The sequence below is a fragment of the Gammaproteobacteria bacterium genome (assembly GCA_015709695.1).
Classification (GTDB): Bacteria; Pseudomonadota; Gammaproteobacteria; order Steroidobacterales.
This window is the reverse complement of the sequence record CP054183.1, coordinates 1,879,472-1,895,265: the sequence shown is the minus strand read 5'-3', so window position 1 is coordinate 1,895,265 and position 15,794 is coordinate 1,879,472. Positions and strand designations below refer to the sequence as shown.

The following is a 15,794-nucleotide window of genomic DNA, read 5'->3' as shown; positions in this document are numbered from 1 at the left end:
TTGTGGTGCTGCCGGAAGTGCTGCTGGCAGATAGTCAAATACATTGACATGCTAGACCGCCTCTCGTCTACTAGTCCAGTGTCAGCCAGCAGGCGGAAGCATTGCCGTGAACACAGCTGAAACCACGCCAGTCCCGCACCAGTTCGACCTCCACGGCCAGGTGGCGCTGGTCACCGGCGGCGGCAGCGGCCTCGGCCGCGCCTTTGCCGCCACGCTCGCCCAGGCCGGTGCCGACATCGCGCTGTGCGCGCGCCGGCGCGACAAGCTGGCCGAGACGGCGCAGCTGCTCGCCGGCACGGGCCGCCGCGTCATCTGCGTCGCCATGGACGTCACCGACGAGGCGAGCATCAAGGCGGCGCTGGACGAGGTCAGCGCGCAGCTCGGCCTGCCCGACATCCTGGTGAACAACGCGGGGATCAATCGCCCCATGTTCGCAACGCAACTCACCGCCGCGGACTGGGACGCGGTCGTGGACACCAACCTGAAGGGGGCGTTCATGACGGCGCGGGCCTTCGCCCTGCAACCGGGTCGCGCGGAGAAGGGCGGTGCCATCGTCAACGTCGCCTCGATCCTCGGCCTGCGCGCGCAGAAGGCGGTGGCGGCCTACATGGCATCCAAGGCGGGCCTGATCCACCTGACGCATGCCCTGGCGCTGGAATGGGCGCGCATGAACATCCGCGTCAACGCGCTGCTGCCGGGCTACTTCCGCACGGACATCACCGCGGATTTCCTCGATACCGAGGAAGGCCGCCGCATCGTCGCCAACATTCCGCTGCGCCGGCCCGGCAACCTCGAGGAGCTGTCGGGGCCGCTGCTGCTGCTGGCGAGCAGGGCCGGCAGCTTCATGACCGGCACGGTCGTGGTGGCCGATGGTGGGCACCTGCTGAGCAGCCTCTGAGCCGTGGACGGGGCCGAGCTCGCAGAGCGCCTGGCTGGAGCCTACCGGCGCCAGGCCGCAACCGCGGTACGCATCGATGGACTGCAGCGCCTGTCCGCAGGCGCCTCGGCCGAGACCTGGCGCTTCGAGCGCATCGCCGGCGGTGCCCGCGAGCCGATGATCCTGCAGCGGTTTACCGGCGAGAAGCAGTTCACCGCCGCACTCGACAAGCGCACGCAGGGGCTGGTGCAGCGCGCGGCCCACGATGCGGGAATCGCCACGCCACGGGTGGACCTCATCCTCGAGGCCGCCGACGGCCTCGGCGAGGGCTTCGTCTCCGCTTTCGTGGCCGGCGAGACCCTGGGCCAGCGCATCACGCGAGCCCCGGAGCTGGCGCGCGCCCGCGGGCAGCTGGCGGGACAGTGTGCCCGTGCGCTGGCCGACATCCATCGCATGGGCCGCGACGGGCTGCCGCCGCTGCCGGCAGAGCAGCCGACGGCGATGATCGGCCGCCTGCGCCGCGCGCACGATGGCTTCGGCGTCCGGCTGCCGGTGTTCGAACTGGCCTTTGCCTGGCTGCAGGAACGCCTGCCGGCGACGGTGGAGCAGCGGCTGGTGCACGGGGATTTCCGCAACGGCAACTTCATCGTCGACGGCGGCGGGCTCGTCGCCGTGCTCGACTGGGAGGCGGCGCATCTCGGCGATCCGCTCGAGGACCTCGGCTGGATGTGCCTCAATGCCTGGCGCTTCGGGCAGATCGCGCAGCCGGTGGGCGGCTTCGGCGGGCGCGAGGAGCTGTTCCAGGCCTACGAGGCGGCGACGGCAACCGCCGTGGACCGGCAGCGGGTCCGTTTCTGGGAAGTCTTCGGTACCCTGCGCTGGGGCATAATCTGCCAGTGGTTCGGCAACCAGTTCATCACCGGCGAGGTGCCGCTGATCGAACGCGCGGCGATCGGTCGCCGCGTGGCGGAGACCGAGCTCGACCTGCTCGACCTGATCGAGGGAGTGGAGTGATGCCGCTGAATCCGCCGGACCGGCTGCGCCTGCTCGATGCCATCCTCGGCGTGCTGGAGGGCGAGAGGGATGCGGCAACGGCTACCTACGAGACGCGCATCGCGCTGAGCCTGCTGCGGCTGGTGCGGCGCGAGGTGGAACACGGCGAAACGCTGCTCGCCGGCGAGCGGACACGCCTCGCGGCGATGCTCGGCGAGGATGGTGATGCCGCCGCGCTCAATGCGCAGCTCTGCGAGCGCATCCGCAGCCAGGCCATCGCCGTGGACGACCCGGCGCTGCTGCAGCACCTGCGCAAGACGGTGCTGGCGAAACTCGCCATCGACAATCCGCGCTACTCGGCGTACCTGCGCGCCACGGAGCCGCCAGGCGCAAGCCGCTAGCCCGCGGGCGGCGCGCGGCCGGCCGGCACCGGCCGCCGCTACTCGAGGACGAACGTGACGCGCATGCGCACGCGGTACTCGGTGATGCGGCCGCTGCTGACGACCACGTCCTGGTCCTGGATCCAGGCGCCGGAGACGTTCTTCAGGGTCTTGCCGGCGGTCTTCAGGCCATTGCGCATGGCGTCGTCGAAGCCCTTCTTCGAGCTGGCGATGATCTCTATCGTCTTGGCAACGCTCAAGGTCATTCTCCTCTCAGGGTGATTTGCCTGAACCCCGGGGATTCTGCGGCCGGGGCTACCGCAGCACAACCGCGCCAGCCGGCCCGGTGAAGGCATGGCCGGCCGGCGGCGACTGATCCGGGCCCGCCGGGACGTCCAACGCGCATGGATCCACCATATGCAGGCGCGCCCGGCCGCTGGGGCTGGGTGCTGGTGCTGGCCTTGCCGGCCTCGCTGGCGCTGCTGCTGCGCCCGCTGATACCACCGGTCGAAACCCGCTACATCAACGTCGCCTGGGAAATGTGGTCCCAGGGGCATTTCCTGGTCCCGGTGCTCAACACCGAGGCCTACTCCGACAAGCCGCCGCTGTTCTTCTGGATGATCCACGCCGGCTGGGCTCTGTTCGGCGTCAGCGAATGGTGGCCGCGGCTGATCCCCGCGCTCCTCGCCGCAGCGAACACCGCGCTGGTGGGAGTGCTGGCCTCGCACCTCTGGCCGCGGCTGCCGCAGCTGCGCCAGCTCGCCACCTGGATGATGGCCGGCACGCTGGCCTGGATGATCTTCGCCGTGGCGCTGATGTTCGACATGCTGCTCGCCAGCTGCGTGCTGCTCGGCCTGATCGGGCTGGTGCAGGCGGCATCGGGCAGCTGGCGCGGGCATGCGCTGTATGGGCTGGCCATCGCCCTCGGCGTCCTGGCGAAGGGACCCGTGATCCTGCTCCACCTGCTGCCGCCCGCGCTGCTGGCACCGCTCTGGCTGGCATCCGCCAGCGATCTGCGCCGCTGGTACCGGCGCACGGCAGCGGCCGTGGCGGGCGGCATCCTGCTGGCCGGCCTGTGGGTGGTGCCGGCGGCACTGTTCGGCGGCGACGCGTATCGGGAGAAAATCCTCTGGACCCAGACCGCCGGCCGGGTCACCGACAGTTTCGCGCACCGGCGCCCGTGGTGGTTCTATTTTCTGGCGCTGCCGCTGCTGGCGCTGCCCTGGTGCATCTGGCCGCGGGTCTGGTCGGGGGTGCGCCGGCTGCTGGAGCAGGGTGACCGCGGCCTGCGCTTCCTGCTTTGCGGGCTGGTGCCGGTGTTCATCGGCTTCAGCGCCATCAGCGGCAAGCAGATCCACTACCTGCTGCCCTGGCTGCCGGGCGTGGTGCTGCTGGCAGCCGCCGGGCTGGCTGCAGCCAGCCGGGATGGAGAAGCCGTGCCGCTGGCCGTGCCGGCCCTGGTCTGGATCGCCCTGCCGATTGTTGCGGCCGCTGCTGTGATCCTGCGTGCCGGCGGCGCGGCGGCGGTATCACTGCCCTGGGCGCTAGTCTGTGGCCTGGCCGCTGTCGCCGTGGCGGTGGCCCTGGCGCTGCGCCGCCTGCCGCCGCTGGCTGGCGTGCGCTGGATGGCGGCGGGGGGCAGCCTGGTGCTGACGCTGCTGCTGGTGATCTTCGTCACCGCGCCGCTGGCGACCCGCTACGACGTCGGGCCTGCGGCCCGCGTCATCGGACGCTATGCCAGCGCCGGGGCTCCGCTGGCCAGCACCTCTGCCTACAACGGCGAGTTCGGCTTCTTCGCCCGCCTGACGGTTCCGGTCCAGAACGTGGGTGCCGGTGGCGTAGCGGGCTGGTGCGCGCGGCACCCGGAGGGATTGGTGATCGACCGGCGCCAGCCGGGCAGTCCCCCGAGACCGGGTGCGGCGCCGCTCTATCACGCGCCTTTCCGCGGTCTGACCCTGCGGCTGTGGAGCTGCGGTCCCGGCCTGGCCTGGGAGGGCGAGCGGAGGCATGCAACATGAGCCCGGGCATATCGGTGGTCATCCCGTTCTTCAACGAGGGCGGCAACGTGTTGCCGCTGGCCCGCGAAGTCTTCGCTGCACTGGACGGCGAGGACTTCGAGCTGGTGATGGTGGACGATGCCAGCACCGATGCGACGCTGGCGGAGATGCACCAGGCGCGCGCGGAGCTCGGTTCCCGGGTCCGTGTCGTGCGGCACCGATGCCGCGCGGGACAGAGCACCGCGCTGGTCACCGGCGTGCGCGCGGCGCGCTTCCCCTGGGTGGCGAGCCTCGATGGCGACGGGCAGAACGATCCCGCCGACATCCCGCGGATGCTGGCGCGGCTGCGCGGGCCCGGGCTGCCGGCCAGGGTGGAGCTGGTGATCGGCGATCGCCGCGCCGGGCGCCGTGACCACTGGCTGCGGCGCGCATCGTCCCGCGTGGCGAATGCCGCGCGCAATGCGCTTCTGCACGATGGCGTCCCGGACAGCGGCTGCGGGCTGAAGCTCCTGCACCGCGACGCATTCCTGGCCCTGCCGTACTTCGACCACATGCACCGCTTCCTGCCGGTGCTGGTGCGCCAGGGCGGGGGGCAGGTGCTGTCCGTGCCGGTCAATCATCGCCCGCGGCTGCGCGGGCAGTCGAAGTACGGCGTGGCCAACCGCCTGTTCGTCGGCGTCGTCGACCTGTTTGGCGTGGCCTGGCTCGGTCGCCGCAACCGCCGTACCGAGTGGCAGGTCGAGGAACCGGAGTCATCCCCGTCATGAGCCTCATCGATGGCCTGCTTTCCCATCTGACCACCGATACCGTCTGGGTGAGCGTCGGCTTGCTGGGTCAGGCGCTGTTCGCCGGTCGCTTCGTGGTGCAGTGGCTGGTCAGTGAACGGCAGGGGCGCAGCATCGTGCCGCTCGGCTTCTGGTACCTGAGCATCGGTGGCTCGGTGATCCTGCTGGCCTACGCCCTGCACCGGCACGACCTGGTGTTCACGCTCGGCCAGGCCTTTGGCTTCCTGGTCTACGGGCGCAACCTGAGCCTCATCCGCCGCGAGCGCCGGCAGCCGCCCGCACTGCGAACCGGCGATACCGCTGCCTGACGGGCCGAGGCTGTCCGGGCTGCCCGCAGCCGGCCGTTGTCAGGGCCCGCCCGCAGGGCGGAGAATGGCCACGGGCCGGCCATCCAGGGCCGGGAAGCGGGTCAGCGGTGGTTCGCATTGCGCGCGTGGCAGCAGGAGTGCATCCCCCGGGCTGGCGGGCCGCGGCGGCTGCGCTGCTGCTGTTCGTGCCGATGGGCATGGCCGCGGCATCCGCCGCCCTGGTGTTCCGCGAGTCCGAGGCCATCGAGGCCGCAACCGGCCCGTTCCGCCAGGTGCGCGAAGTCTTCGCTGCCGGCACGGACTGCAAGGTGGTGGTGCGCGAGGGCGGCGACAGCCTGGCGCCGGCTGGCTCCTACATCATCGCCAACGGCAACGACGCCTTCCAGGTGGACCCGGGACGCAGCATGGTGACACCGCTGGATACCACCGGCATGGAGCCCGTGTCCGAGATTCCCGGTGACGCCGCCGTGCAGACGATTGCCGAGGTCAGCCTGCTGCAGGACCTGGATGAGGCCGGCCCGGTGGTCCACGGCTTGGCGACACGCCACTATGTCTATCGACTGCGCTACCTGGAGCACACGCCGCCGGCGGCCGCGGCGCCGGAAGGCAGCCGCCAGTGGGAGGAGCGCCATGAGTTCTGGGCCGCACCGTGGCCTGGCGGGGCGCACCTGGCGGCAACCTGGTTGCGCCTGCGGGTCAGCGAGGATGCCGGCATCGGCTGGGCGGCGCCGGACATGCGTGCCGCGGTGGAGCGCATGCAGGCGCACGGCCTGATGCTCAGGCAGATCATCCAGCGGGAACGCCAGGGCGGACCCGGCGGCACGCCGCCAGAGCGCGAGCGCGTGGATCGCGAAGTCGTGGAACTGGCCCAGCGCGACCTGGCGGCGGCCGAGTTCGCCATCCCCTCGGGCTACGCCCATGCGGAATTCCTCGCGCCCGCACCCGACGAGCCGGCCTCCAGCGAGGCGCCGATGGCGGTGGATCGCCCGGTGCCGGCCCCGGCGGGCACGGCGCCCTGACGGGCCATGGGCGCCGCTCCCGCACTGCGTGGCTACGACGGGAGCTGTCACTGCGGGGCGCTGGAATTCACCTTCGAGACGCGCCGCTCGCCACGCGCCTGGGTGGTGCAGGCCTGCCAGTGCGGCTTCTGCCGCGGCCACGGGGCACTCGCCACCGCGGATCCTGCCGGAGCGGTGCACTTCCGCTACGTGTATCCCGATCGCCTGCGCCGCTATCGCTTCGGCCTGCGCACGGCCGATTACCTCATCTGCAGGGAGTGCGGCGTGTGCATCGCCGCGGTGCTGATGACCGGCAGCGGCGCCGTCGCCAGTATCCACGTCAACGCGCTGCGTGAACGGCCGCGCGGCCTGGCCAGCGCCAGGCCGCAGCGCTGCGGCCCGGAGACCGTGGAAGAGCGCCGGGCCCGGCGCCGTGTTGCCTGGACCCCGGTCTACGGACCGGTCTGAGCTCAATCGAGGACGTGGGAGACCAGGCCGTCGGCCAGCTTCGGCTCGAACCAGGTGGATTTCGGCGGCATGACCTGGTTGGCGTCGGCCACCGCCATGAGCGCCGCCATGCTGGTGGGGTACAGCGCGAAGGCCACCGCCATCTCGCCACTGCCCACGCGCTTCTCGAGTTCGCCCAGTCCGCGCATGCCGCCGACGAAGTCGATCCGCCGGTCGGTCCGCGGGTCGTGGATGCCGAGCAGGGGCTGCAGCAGGTTGTCCTGCAACAGGCTGACATCGAGGCTCGCCACCGGATCCGCCGGCACATGCTGCGGCCGGATGCGCAGCCGATACCAGCGTCCGGCGAGGAACAGGCCGAACTCGCCGGCCTGGCGCGGACGCGCCTGGCCGGTGGCCGGCTCGACGTCGAAGCGTGATGCCACGGCCGCGAGGAACGCCTCCGGGCTGTGGCCGTTGAGATCCCTGACCACGCGGTTGTAGTCGAGGATCTGCATCTCGTCGTGCGGGAAGGCGACGCAGAGGAAATATTCGAAGGGCTGCTCGCCGCCTGCAGCCCCGCTGCGGCCGCGCAGCTCTGCCGCGACCCGCGAGGCCGCGGCCGAGCGGTGGTGGCCATCGGCGATGTAGAGCGCGTCCATGGCATCGAACAGGCCGGTCAGGCGCCGCTCGGTGCCGGCGTCGTCCACGCGCCAGAGCGTGTGCACGATGCCGTCGTCGGCCGTGGCCTCGCAGAGCGGCCTGCCGCGGGCGACCTCGGCGAGGATGCCGCGCACCGTATCACTGGCGCGGTAGGCGAGCAGCACCGGGCCGGTCTGGGCGTTGAGCGCCGTGATCTGTCGCACCCGGTCGTCTTCCTTGTCCGGCCGGGTGTACTCATGCTTGCGGATGCGGTTGGCATCGTAGGCGGCGACGCTGCCGGTGCAGACGATGCCGGTCTGCACATGCGCACCCATGCGCAGGCGGTAGACGTAGTAGCGGGGCGAGGGCTCGCGCACCAGCACGCCGCTGGCCACCATGGCGTGGAAATTCTCCGCACCCCTGGCGTAGACCCGCGGGTCATGGACATCGATGTCCTCCGGCAGGTCGATCTCGGGCTTCGAGATATGCAGGAACGAAGCCGGCCGCCCGGCCGCGCGCAGCCGCGCTTCGGCGGAGTTCAGCACGTCGTAGGGCGGGGCGATGACGTCGGCGGCGCGGCCATCCGCCGGGCGCAGGCCGCGCAGGGGCTTGATCAGGGTGGGCATGGTCGCCTCCGTTCTCCGGGGCGGCGCAGTGTGCAGAACGGCGATGGCGGCGTCCAGCTGCTGCCCTGTGCCCGGTTCCTGGAGTAGTATCGGCGGCACAAGAACAAGAACGGGAGCGGTACATGCGCCTGGACTCTCGGATTCCCGCCCTGGGCCTGACCTTCGCCCTGGCCATATCGCTCGCCATGCCGCGTGCCGGGCACGGCGATGACAGTCTCAGGAAGCTCACGGATATCCTCGGTGCCCTTGGCAAGGCCGGGCAGGCGGGCAACCTGATCACGAACGGGGGCTTCGAGCAGCCCGTCGTGGCCAGGGGCCGCTACCTCAGCGTGCCGGTCGGCCAGGCCTTCGATGGCTGGGAGGTGGTCGGTACCGGCATCGTCTCGCCCATCAGCGGCGACTACGCGCAGAGCGGCATCCGCTTCCTCGCCCATGGCGGCCAGCAGTGGCTGGACATGACCGGGCCAGGCACCAACCAGCCGGCGGGCGTGCAGCAGACAGTCAGGACGCAACCGGGTGCAAATTACGAGCTGGCGTTCTGGGTGGGCAACGTGGCCGCTGCCGGGTTCGGCACCTCCAGCACCATCGAGGTATTCGTCGATGGCCAGTCACTCGGCACCGCGCGCAATGACCGGTCCATTGCCGGCCAGCAGGGCTGGGGACGGTTCCGGATGCCGGTGGTCGCCGCGGGCAGCACCATGACGATTGCGTTCATCAACCGCGACCCGGCCGGTGACAACAGCAACGGGCTCGACGATGTGTCGCTGCTGCCGGTCCCCACGGCAGCGGGTGCACCGGCCGGCCCTGAATGAACGACTGGCCGGGGCACTTGCTCCGGACGAGCTGCCTTGCATTAAGATGCCGCCATGCTGCGCCGCATCGTCCCGCCGGGACAGCCTGCGGCCACTGCTGACAACCAGGGGGGTAGACAGCATGCGTACCGTGAATGTCCTCATCGCTCTCGCATCGATGATCCTGCTCGCCGCCTGTGGCGGCAAGAATGACGCGACGCCTGGCGCCGGGCCGGCCGCGACGGGTTCGGCGCCGAGGCCAGCCGCATCCGGCAATGCCACGGCCGAGGAAGTCGCCGAGGAGGTGCGGGGCGACGTCGATTGCCCGGCCGAGGTGAAGACACCGGCGCCGGCTGCCGGCGCGCCGGTCGCCGACGTGGTCGGGGTCCGGCCGGGCATGACCTACGAGGAGGCGGCCAACGTCGTGATGTGCAGCAACGAACTCATGGTCGTCACCAGCGGCGGCACCGGCGGCTTCAACATCCAGACCTACGGGACGCCGTTGCGCCAGGGCTTCACGGCGCGCCTGGCCGAGCCGAGGGTGGAGAAGACCAGCAAGCAGATCATGGAGGAGATGCAGGACGACATGATGGCGCGCAGCGGCAACGCGGTGCGCTACGACCTCAAGCCGGGGCAGGCGAAGTGGACGGTCACCACGATGGGCCTGCCCGGCGCGGAGAAGGTCATTGCCGCCGGCCGCGAGGAATGGTTCGCCGAGGGCAAGAATCCCGCGATGCCCGCCGTCGCCGATGCCCTCATCAAGAAGTACGGCAATCCGGGCATGAACATCGACCAGCCGGGCCAGCGCTGGATGCGCTGGATCTACGACCCGCGCGGCCGGCCGGTCACCGAGACCTCGCCGCTGTTCAACAGCTGCGTGGGCACGGGCGCATCCGGCGGCGTGAACCTCTCGCCCGACTGCGGCCTGGTGATCGAGGCGCACGTCATTCCCATGCAGGACAATCCTGGCCTTGCCCGCTCCATGGATGTCGGCGTGGTCGACCAGGCCGGCGGCTACCAGCTCGTGACCTCGACCGAGCAGGCCCTCGAGCAGGCCGAGCAGCAGAAGCGCTCGAAAGCGGTCGAGGAAGCGTCGAAGAACGCCGGCTCGCCCACCCTGTGAGGTCAGTCACCATGATGCGAAGACTTTCGGGACTCGCCATCCTCGCCTGCGCGATGGCCGGATGCGGCAACCCGGCTCCGCCGGCGGCCGCTCCCGGGCCGGGTGCCACCGCTGCCGATGCCGCGGCCGGCGCAGCGCCCGCGGCCGGCGCGCCTGGCTCGTCTGCTGCAGCGGCGCCGCAAGTCCCGGCGGCACTCACGGGTGGCGGTGCCTTCGCCAGCCGCAGTGGCCAGCTCGTCAACCCGGACGAGAGCACCATGGTGCTCCTCTATTACGACCTTGCGGGCCTGCCCCTGCCACTCGACCGCTGGGTCGAGGACGACAACCGCGTGAGATTCGCGCCGGCGATCGACAAGGCTGCCCAGCGTGCGGCGGTGAGGGCCGAGCTGGAGGCGGCTGCGGCTGCGGTACGTGGCGCCGGCCTGCTCCGCGTGACCATGGCCGCGAATCTGAGCGACTACGACCCGACCTACGGCGAGTTCACCGTCAGGGCGCTGGCACCGAGTTCGCTGGTGACCTACAGCGCGTTCGGGCAGAAGGTGGATGTCGGATTCGACAACGGCCTGGTCGCGCAGACCTGGAAGGTGCCGGCAGCCGAGGCGCAGGGAGTGCGGGACCGGATCGGGCCTTACGCCAACGTTTCCGCCGACGTCCTGCTGCGGATCACGGGGGTACAGCCCGGACCGGGCGGGGGGCGGATCACGACCTCCGTGGCCGAGTACGAACTGCGCAACGACCAGGCGGGTGCCACGCTGGCGCGGATCCAGGTGCCGCAGCAGTAACTCCCGCGCGCGGTCAGGGGGTCGGCGCCAGGCCGGCCGCGGCCATTTCCGTTCTTGCTGCCTCGAGGTCGGCGCGAAAGGTCGCGCTGGCAAACATCTGCGCGGCGACCACGGCGGCTGCCAGGCGGCCGGCAGCGAGGTCGGTCGGGTAGTGCACGCCGCCGACCACCCGGCTCTGGCCATAGGCGATGCCCCTGGCGAACAGCGCATCGTGCTGCGCCGGCAGCAGGTCGGCCAGCAGGATGGCCCACAGGTAGCCGCAGGCCGCGTGGCCGCTCGGGTAGGAGCCCTCGCTGACGTTGCCGATCACGGGCCTGACTTCCGCGCTGGCCCTGAACGGCCGCGGGCGATCCCAGTGGCGCTTGGCCGCCGCCACCGCGAAGCTCGTTTCGCGGCAGGCCTTGCCGGCCAGCGCGAAGCTTCGTGGCAGGTTCTCCGCGGTGAATGCGGGTCCGAGGACATCGGCAAAGTGCGCGACCGAGACGGTCTGGTCGCGACGCGCGGCTTCGACCTCCGCCGGGGTGCGCGCGGCCTGGCTCGCCAGCACGGCGGCGAGATCCCGGGCCTGCTCCGGCGAGTCGGCGGCCGGCGGTGGCGGCAGGAAGCGCAGGAGATCGGGCTGGCCCGCCTCGAGATAGCGTGTGGCCGGGGCTCGCCGGACACTGGCGGCCGACACGGCATCCGGCGCTGCGGCGGGGGCCGTGGCGCAACCGGGCAATGCGGCCAGCAGCACCGCAGCGAGCGTGGATGCAGCAAGCCGGCGGATCATCTGCCTGTCCATGGTCATGCCTCCTCAGCCGAAGCTGGCGCCTGCCGGCAGCGGCGCAAAGCGGATCAGCCGGCTGGTGAGCACCGCCGCCTGCCGGTGCACGACGGCCTGCTTGTAGGCGGGATCGGTGATCATGGCGAGGAACGCAGCCGCATTCGGGTAGGCGGCGATGAACGCCAGGTCCCATTGCTTGTCCTGCGGGCCGGTGACCATGCATTCCATGCGACCGCGCCAGGCGATGCGGCCACCGACGCTGGCGAAGACCGGCTGGCTGGCGCGCCCGTACTCGTCGTAGGCCTGGGCTCCCGTCAGGCCGCGGCCGGCATGGCCGTGTCCGGCCGGGTACTCGGCCAGGCTGCGGAACCGCAGCAGGTTCAGCATGTGGATCGGCGTGTCGCGCGGCAACGCCTTGAAGGCATCGAAGCTCGCACGGGTGGGATCGACATGGATGTCTTCGGCCATGTGACGGCTCCCGATCAGGTCATTTCACCAGCACCACCGGCACCGGCGACAGGTTGACCACCTTCTGTGCCACCGAGCCCATCACCGCCCCGGCCAGCGCGCCGCGGCCCTGGGTGCCCATGATCACTTCGGCGCAGCCGGTGCTGCGGGCGTAGTCGGCGATGACCTGGCCGGGATCGCCGACGCCGATGTGGTGCTGGCAGGCGATGCCGGCCTGCGCCAGGCGCTCGCGTGATGCGGCCAGCACCTCCAGGCCCTGCTCGCGCGAGTACTCCTGCTGGCTCTCCGCGCTGATGAACAATTTCACGTTGACGCCGCCGAGCGGCAGCTGCACGTTCAGCAGCCGCAGTTCCACGGCTTCGCGCGAGTTCGCCACCCTTGCCATGGCGTAGCCCAGGGCGCGGTCGGAGTAGGCCGAGCCATCGACGGCAACCAGCAGGATCAGCATGTCGGTCTCCTCACTCGGTATCCCGGCGCGCCAGGTCCACCGGGCCGGCCGCCGCGACGGGCGGGCGGCGGGCCGCCAGGAGCTTGCCGATGACCACCACCAGCAGCGCCCCCGCCACCGGCGGCGCCCAGGCGAGCGGACCCGGCAGCAAGCCTGCCACATGATCGTGGATGGCGACGTCGTGGGCGATCATGTCGCCGGCGATCCAGCCGAGCAGGGCTGCGCCACCGACGATGACGATGGGGAAGCGGTCCATCAGCCTGAGGACGAAGCGGCTGCCCCAGACGATGATCGGCACGCTGATGACCAGGCCGAATACCACCAGGCCGACGTGGTCCTTGGCGGCGGCAGCGATGGCGATGACGTTGTCCAGGCTCATCACCGCGTCGGCGACGATGATGGTCTTGATCGCGCCGAGCAGGTTGGCGCTGGCATCGATGTCGCGCCCTGCGCCCTCTTCCTGCGGCAGCAGCAGCTTCACGCCGATCCACAGCAGCAGCAGGCCGCCGCCCAGCTTGAGGAAGGGAACCCGCAGCAGCTGGAGCGCGAAGAAGATCAGCACCACGCGCAGCGCCACGGCGCCGAAGATGCCCCAGAAGATCGCCTGCCGGCGCTGCTCCTGCGGCAGGCGGCGGGAGGCGAGCGCGATCACCACGGCGTTGTCGCCACCGAGCAGGATGTCGATGAGGATGATCTGCCCGATGGCGATCCAGAATTCCGGGTTGGTGACATCCATGGCGTGGGGCACAGTCTACTGGATTGCCCGGGCGTGATGGGCGGGCTGCGACCCCCGCACTTGGCCGGCCGGTGCTTTGCTGTTAGGTTCGCGGGCAGCCGTCCGGCGGGGAATCACGAAAGCAGCTCATGCCACAGCCCACGGGATTCGACCACAGCTCGGACCCCAGCTTCTTCGACTACTACGCGCGCGAGAGCCTGTCCGCCGGGACGGTGCAGCGCTTCGAGCGCGTGCGTGACCGCGCGCTGGCCCTGCTGGCGCGGCGCGGCCGCCACGGACCCTTCAGCGTTCTCGACATCGGTTGTGGCGCCGGCACCCAGGCCATGCTCTGGGCCGGGCTGGGCCACCAGGTCGCGGCGATCGACGTCAACGAACCGCTGGTCGTGCTCGGCCGGCGACGCGCCGCGGAGCGTTCGCTGCCGATCCGCTTCGATGTCGGCTCGGCGACGGCACTGCCCTACGATTCCGCCAGCGTCGACGTGGCGCTGCTTCCCGAACTGCTGGAGCATGTGGCCGAGTGGGAGGCCTGCCTCGGGGAAGCGGTGCGCACGCTGCGGCCGGGGGGACTGCTCTACCTGTCGACGACCAGCTGGCTGTGCCCGCGGCAGGAGGAATTCACGCTGCCCGGATACTCCTGGTACCCGGGGCCGGTGAAGCGCTGGTGCGTGCGCCGGTCGCTGACGACGCACCCGCAATGGGCCAACCATGCGCGTTACCCGGCGGTGAACTGGTTCTCGTACTACGGCCTGTCGCGCTGGTTGCGCGCGCGAGGCTTCCAGACGCTGGACCGCTTCGATGTCCTCGCGCAGCAGCCGCTCGGCGGTTTGCAGGCGACGGTGGTGGGCGCGATCCGCGCCCTGCCACCGGCGCGTCTGCTGGCACACATGGCGACCGCGGGCACCACGGTCTGGGCCCTGCGCGACTGAGCCGCGGCCGGGCGCGACAGCGGACGGCCCGCGGCGTCGCCGGTCAGGCGGCCTGCACGACTTCCAGGGCGGCCCGCTCGCCGGACTCCATGGCGCCCTCCATGCCGCGGTTGGACACCGCGGTGTGCTCCCCGCAGAAATGCAGGCGCCCATGGGCCTTGCCGATTACCTGCGAGAAGGCGCTGATCTGCCCGGGATGCCAGACGGCCCAGTCACCGAGGGCAAACTCATCCTGCTTCCAGGAGTGATAGGCGAGCACCTCGAGCTGGCCGCGTGCGGCCGGGCGCAACTTCTCGAACTCGGCGACGACCGCTTTCCTGGCGGCGGCATCGCTGAGCCGGTCCATCTTCGCGGCATTCTGCCCCTTCAGCCATACCGTCAGGCTGGTGACTTCCTTCGGGTCGGCGCCCTTGCGCTCGGCGATCACCATGTTGATGAGGCCGTCGCTGGCCATGCCCGGCGTCGAGCCATCCTTCTCCCAGAACGGGGTCTTCGGCACGACGTGCATCAGGCTGATGCTCTGCACGCCCAGTTCACCGATCGCCCTGGCCTGCGCCGGCGGCAGCGCCGGCGTGATCCTGATCTTGCGCAGCACGGTGGTGGGGATCGAACAGACGACGTGATCCGCGTGGAACTTCCTGCCGTCCGCGCAGCGTACCTCGACACCGGCCTTGCCGGCGTCGATCGCCACGACCTTGCTGCGGAACTCCACCGGGGTCTTCAGCGCTTTGGCCATCGCCTCCGGAATGGACTGGTTGCCGCCCTTGGCGATGTAGAAGCCCGGCTTGCCCTTGGCGAGCTCGCGCTGGGTCTGGGCGAACTTCAGCGCGCCGAGGATCATCAATGTGGAGACATCGCGGGCCGAGTCGCCCCAGCCGGGGTCGATGTCGTAGCCCATGTGGATCATGGCATCGGACCAGCCCTGGCCCTTCAGCCAGGTCTCCAGCGGCACGTCGAGTGCGGAGTTGGCCGCGGCCAGCCAGGCATCGTTGGTCGTCAGCGGGTTCTTCGGGCCGATGGAGGCACCGAGGAACTGGAACGGCAGGATTTTCTTCAGCGGTTCAGGGAACGGGTTCTTCGGGTGCGTGGCCCAGGCGCTGCCGCTGATGCGCTCGGTGCCGAGGAACAGGTCGCGCTGGTTGAAGAACGGAAAGATGGGCGTCAGGTCCACCAGCTCGACGCCATGGCTGGCGCAGGCCGACATCAGGCGGGCGTAGCCCGGGGCGAACGAGGTGCCACCGGATTCCGGATTGCCAGGCACCTCACGCTGGGAGAGCACGCGTCCACCGACGCGGTTGCTGCCCTCGATGACGCGCACGTTCATGCCCGCTTCCTGCAGGATCAGTGCGGCCTGCAGGCCGGCGAGGCCGGCGCCGAGGACCAGCACCTGGCTGTGGTTCTGTGCCCGCAGCGCACGGGGCAGGGCGGCGAGGGCGGCGGTGGCGCCGGCGCCGGCGAGCAGGCTGCGGCGATCGAGGATCTGCTGATGCTTGTTCATGGCAGGAGTTCCGGTGGCTGGAGCGGTTGGCGAAGCGCGGGCTTCTGGCGGGCGAGTATACCGGGAACCGTTGCCGCGGCGTTTCGCCGCGCTGCTGTCCGGGCCCGCCATTTTTTACTATGATCCGCGGTGCTCCTTCGGGCAGCGGCCCTCACCATCGGTTCCCGAAGTCCACTCCCAACCAAGGATCCAAACAAGGGGGATTGCCG

At 70.6% G+C, this 15,794-nt stretch carries 19 protein-coding genes; 12 read left to right on the top strand and 7 right to left on the bottom strand.

What is annotated here, in order from left to right:
* Positions 1 to 106 precede the first annotated feature (106 nt).
* From HRU81_08885 to HRU81_08875, 3 genes are read left to right on the top strand one after another with little or no spacing between them, the layout of a single operon-like run.
* A complete protein-coding gene (locus HRU81_08885; GenBank protein QOJ32205.1) occupies positions 107 to 898 on the top strand; it encodes an SDR family oxidoreductase in 792 nt (263 codons plus the stop codon).
* Between the two features lie 30 nt (positions 899 to 928).
* Positions 929 to 1,891 carry a phosphotransferase family protein gene (locus HRU81_08880; GenBank protein QOJ33352.1) on the top strand — a complete coding sequence of 321 codons (963 nt, stop codon included), beginning with the start codon at positions 929 to 931 and terminating at the stop codon, positions 1,889 to 1,891.
* On the top strand, positions 1,891 to 2,271 hold the full coding sequence (locus HRU81_08875; GenBank protein QOJ32204.1) for a hypothetical protein: 381 nt from the start codon (positions 1,891 to 1,893) through the stop codon (positions 2,269 to 2,271). The genes HRU81_08880 and HRU81_08875 overlap by 1 nt, the downstream gene beginning before the upstream one ends.
* A gap of 38 nt (positions 2,272 to 2,309) precedes the next feature.
* Here HRU81_08875 and HRU81_08870 read toward each other — a convergent pair whose 3' ends face one another.
* Complete coding sequence (locus HRU81_08870) at positions 2,310 to 2,510, bottom strand: dodecin domain-containing protein (protein QOJ32203.1); 201 nt, start codon at positions 2,508 to 2,510, stop codon at positions 2,310 to 2,312.
* Positions 2,511 to 2,654: 144 nt separating this feature from the next.
* Between HRU81_08870 and HRU81_08865 the strand changes: the two genes are divergently transcribed.
* The 5 genes from HRU81_08865 (at position 2,655) to HRU81_08845 (ending at position 6,806) form a co-directional block, all read left to right on the top strand.
* Positions 2,655 to 4,268, top strand: coding sequence for a glycosyltransferase family 39 protein (locus tag HRU81_08865; protein QOJ32202.1), 1,614 nt, complete (start codon positions 2,655 to 2,657; stop codon positions 4,266 to 4,268).
* Positions 4,265 to 5,014: a glycosyltransferase family 2 protein gene (locus HRU81_08860; GenBank protein QOJ32201.1), complete on the top strand. Its 750-nt coding sequence runs from the start codon at positions 4,265 to 4,267 to the stop codon at positions 5,012 to 5,014. Before HRU81_08865 ends, HRU81_08860 begins: the two co-directional genes overlap by 4 nt.
* A 26-nt stretch (positions 5,015 to 5,040) precedes the next feature.
* Complete coding sequence (locus HRU81_08855) at positions 5,041 to 5,340, top strand: lipid-A-disaccharide synthase N-terminal domain-containing protein (GenBank protein QOJ33351.1); 300 nt, start codon at positions 5,041 to 5,043, stop codon at positions 5,338 to 5,340.
* Positions 5,341 to 5,465: 125 nt separating this feature from the next.
* Positions 5,466 to 6,359, top strand: coding sequence for a hypothetical protein (locus HRU81_08850; protein QOJ32200.1), 894 nt, complete (start codon positions 5,466 to 5,468; stop codon positions 6,357 to 6,359).
* Between the two features lie 6 nt (positions 6,360 to 6,365).
* Entirely contained in the window at positions 6,366 to 6,806 is a 441-nt protein-coding gene (locus tag HRU81_08845) for an aldehyde-activating protein (protein QOJ32199.1), read from the top strand.
* A 2-nt stretch (positions 6,807 to 6,808) separates the two neighbouring features.
* On the opposite strand, the gene HRU81_08840 is transcribed toward HRU81_08845, so the two are convergent.
* Positions 6,809 to 8,050 carry a DUF1015 domain-containing protein gene (locus HRU81_08840; GenBank protein QOJ32198.1) on the bottom strand — a complete coding sequence of 414 codons (1,242 nt, stop codon included), beginning with the start codon at positions 8,048 to 8,050 and terminating at the stop codon, positions 6,809 to 6,811.
* A gap of 122 nt (positions 8,051 to 8,172) precedes the next feature.
* Between HRU81_08840 and HRU81_08835 the strand changes: the two genes are divergently transcribed.
* From HRU81_08835 to HRU81_08825, 3 genes are all read left to right on the top strand, one after another.
* Positions 8,173 to 8,862, top strand: a complete 690-nt coding sequence (locus HRU81_08835; GenBank protein ID QOJ32197.1) for a DUF642 domain-containing protein — start codon at positions 8,173 to 8,175, stop codon at positions 8,860 to 8,862.
* 130 nt (positions 8,863 to 8,992) lie between these two features.
* Positions 8,993 to 9,964, top strand: coding sequence for a hypothetical protein (locus tag HRU81_08830; GenBank protein ID QOJ32196.1), 972 nt, complete (start codon positions 8,993 to 8,995; stop codon positions 9,962 to 9,964).
* Positions 9,965 to 9,975: 11 nt separating this feature from the next.
* Entirely contained in the window at positions 9,976 to 10,746 is a 771-nt protein-coding gene (locus HRU81_08825; protein QOJ32195.1) for a hypothetical protein, read from the top strand.
* A gap of 13 nt (positions 10,747 to 10,759) precedes the next feature.
* On the opposite strand, the gene HRU81_08820 is transcribed toward HRU81_08825, so the two are convergent.
* Genes HRU81_08820 through HRU81_08805 form a run of 4 tightly spaced genes read right to left on the bottom strand, consistent with a single transcriptional unit; the run spans position 10,760 to position 13,161 of the window.
* Entirely contained in the window at positions 10,760 to 11,527 is a 768-nt protein-coding gene (locus HRU81_08820) for a phosphatase PAP2 family protein (protein QOJ32194.1), read from the bottom strand.
* A 12-nt stretch (positions 11,528 to 11,539) separates the two neighbouring features.
* Entirely contained in the window at positions 11,540 to 11,977 is a 438-nt protein-coding gene (locus HRU81_08815; protein ID QOJ32193.1) for a DUF1330 domain-containing protein, read from the bottom strand.
* Positions 11,978 to 11,996: 19 nt separating this feature from the next.
* Positions 11,997 to 12,425, bottom strand: a complete 429-nt coding sequence (locus HRU81_08810) for a universal stress protein (protein QOJ32192.1) — start codon at positions 12,423 to 12,425, stop codon at positions 11,997 to 11,999.
* A 10-nt stretch (positions 12,426 to 12,435) separates the two neighbouring features.
* Complete coding sequence (locus HRU81_08805; GenBank protein QOJ32191.1) at positions 12,436 to 13,161, bottom strand: TerC family protein; 726 nt, start codon at positions 13,159 to 13,161, stop codon at positions 12,436 to 12,438.
* A 128-nt stretch (positions 13,162 to 13,289) separates the two neighbouring features.
* Between HRU81_08805 and HRU81_08800 the strand changes: the two genes are divergently transcribed.
* Positions 13,290 to 14,087 carry a methyltransferase domain-containing protein gene (locus HRU81_08800; protein ID QOJ32190.1) on the top strand — a complete coding sequence of 266 codons (798 nt, stop codon included), beginning with the start codon at positions 13,290 to 13,292 and terminating at the stop codon, positions 14,085 to 14,087.
* A gap of 43 nt (positions 14,088 to 14,130) precedes the next feature.
* Here HRU81_08800 and HRU81_08795 read toward each other — a convergent pair whose 3' ends face one another.
* On the bottom strand, positions 14,131 to 15,585 hold the full coding sequence (locus HRU81_08795) for an FAD-dependent oxidoreductase (protein ID QOJ32189.1): 1,455 nt from the start codon (positions 15,583 to 15,585) through the stop codon (positions 14,131 to 14,133).
* Positions 15,586 to 15,794: the final 209 nt, after the last annotated feature.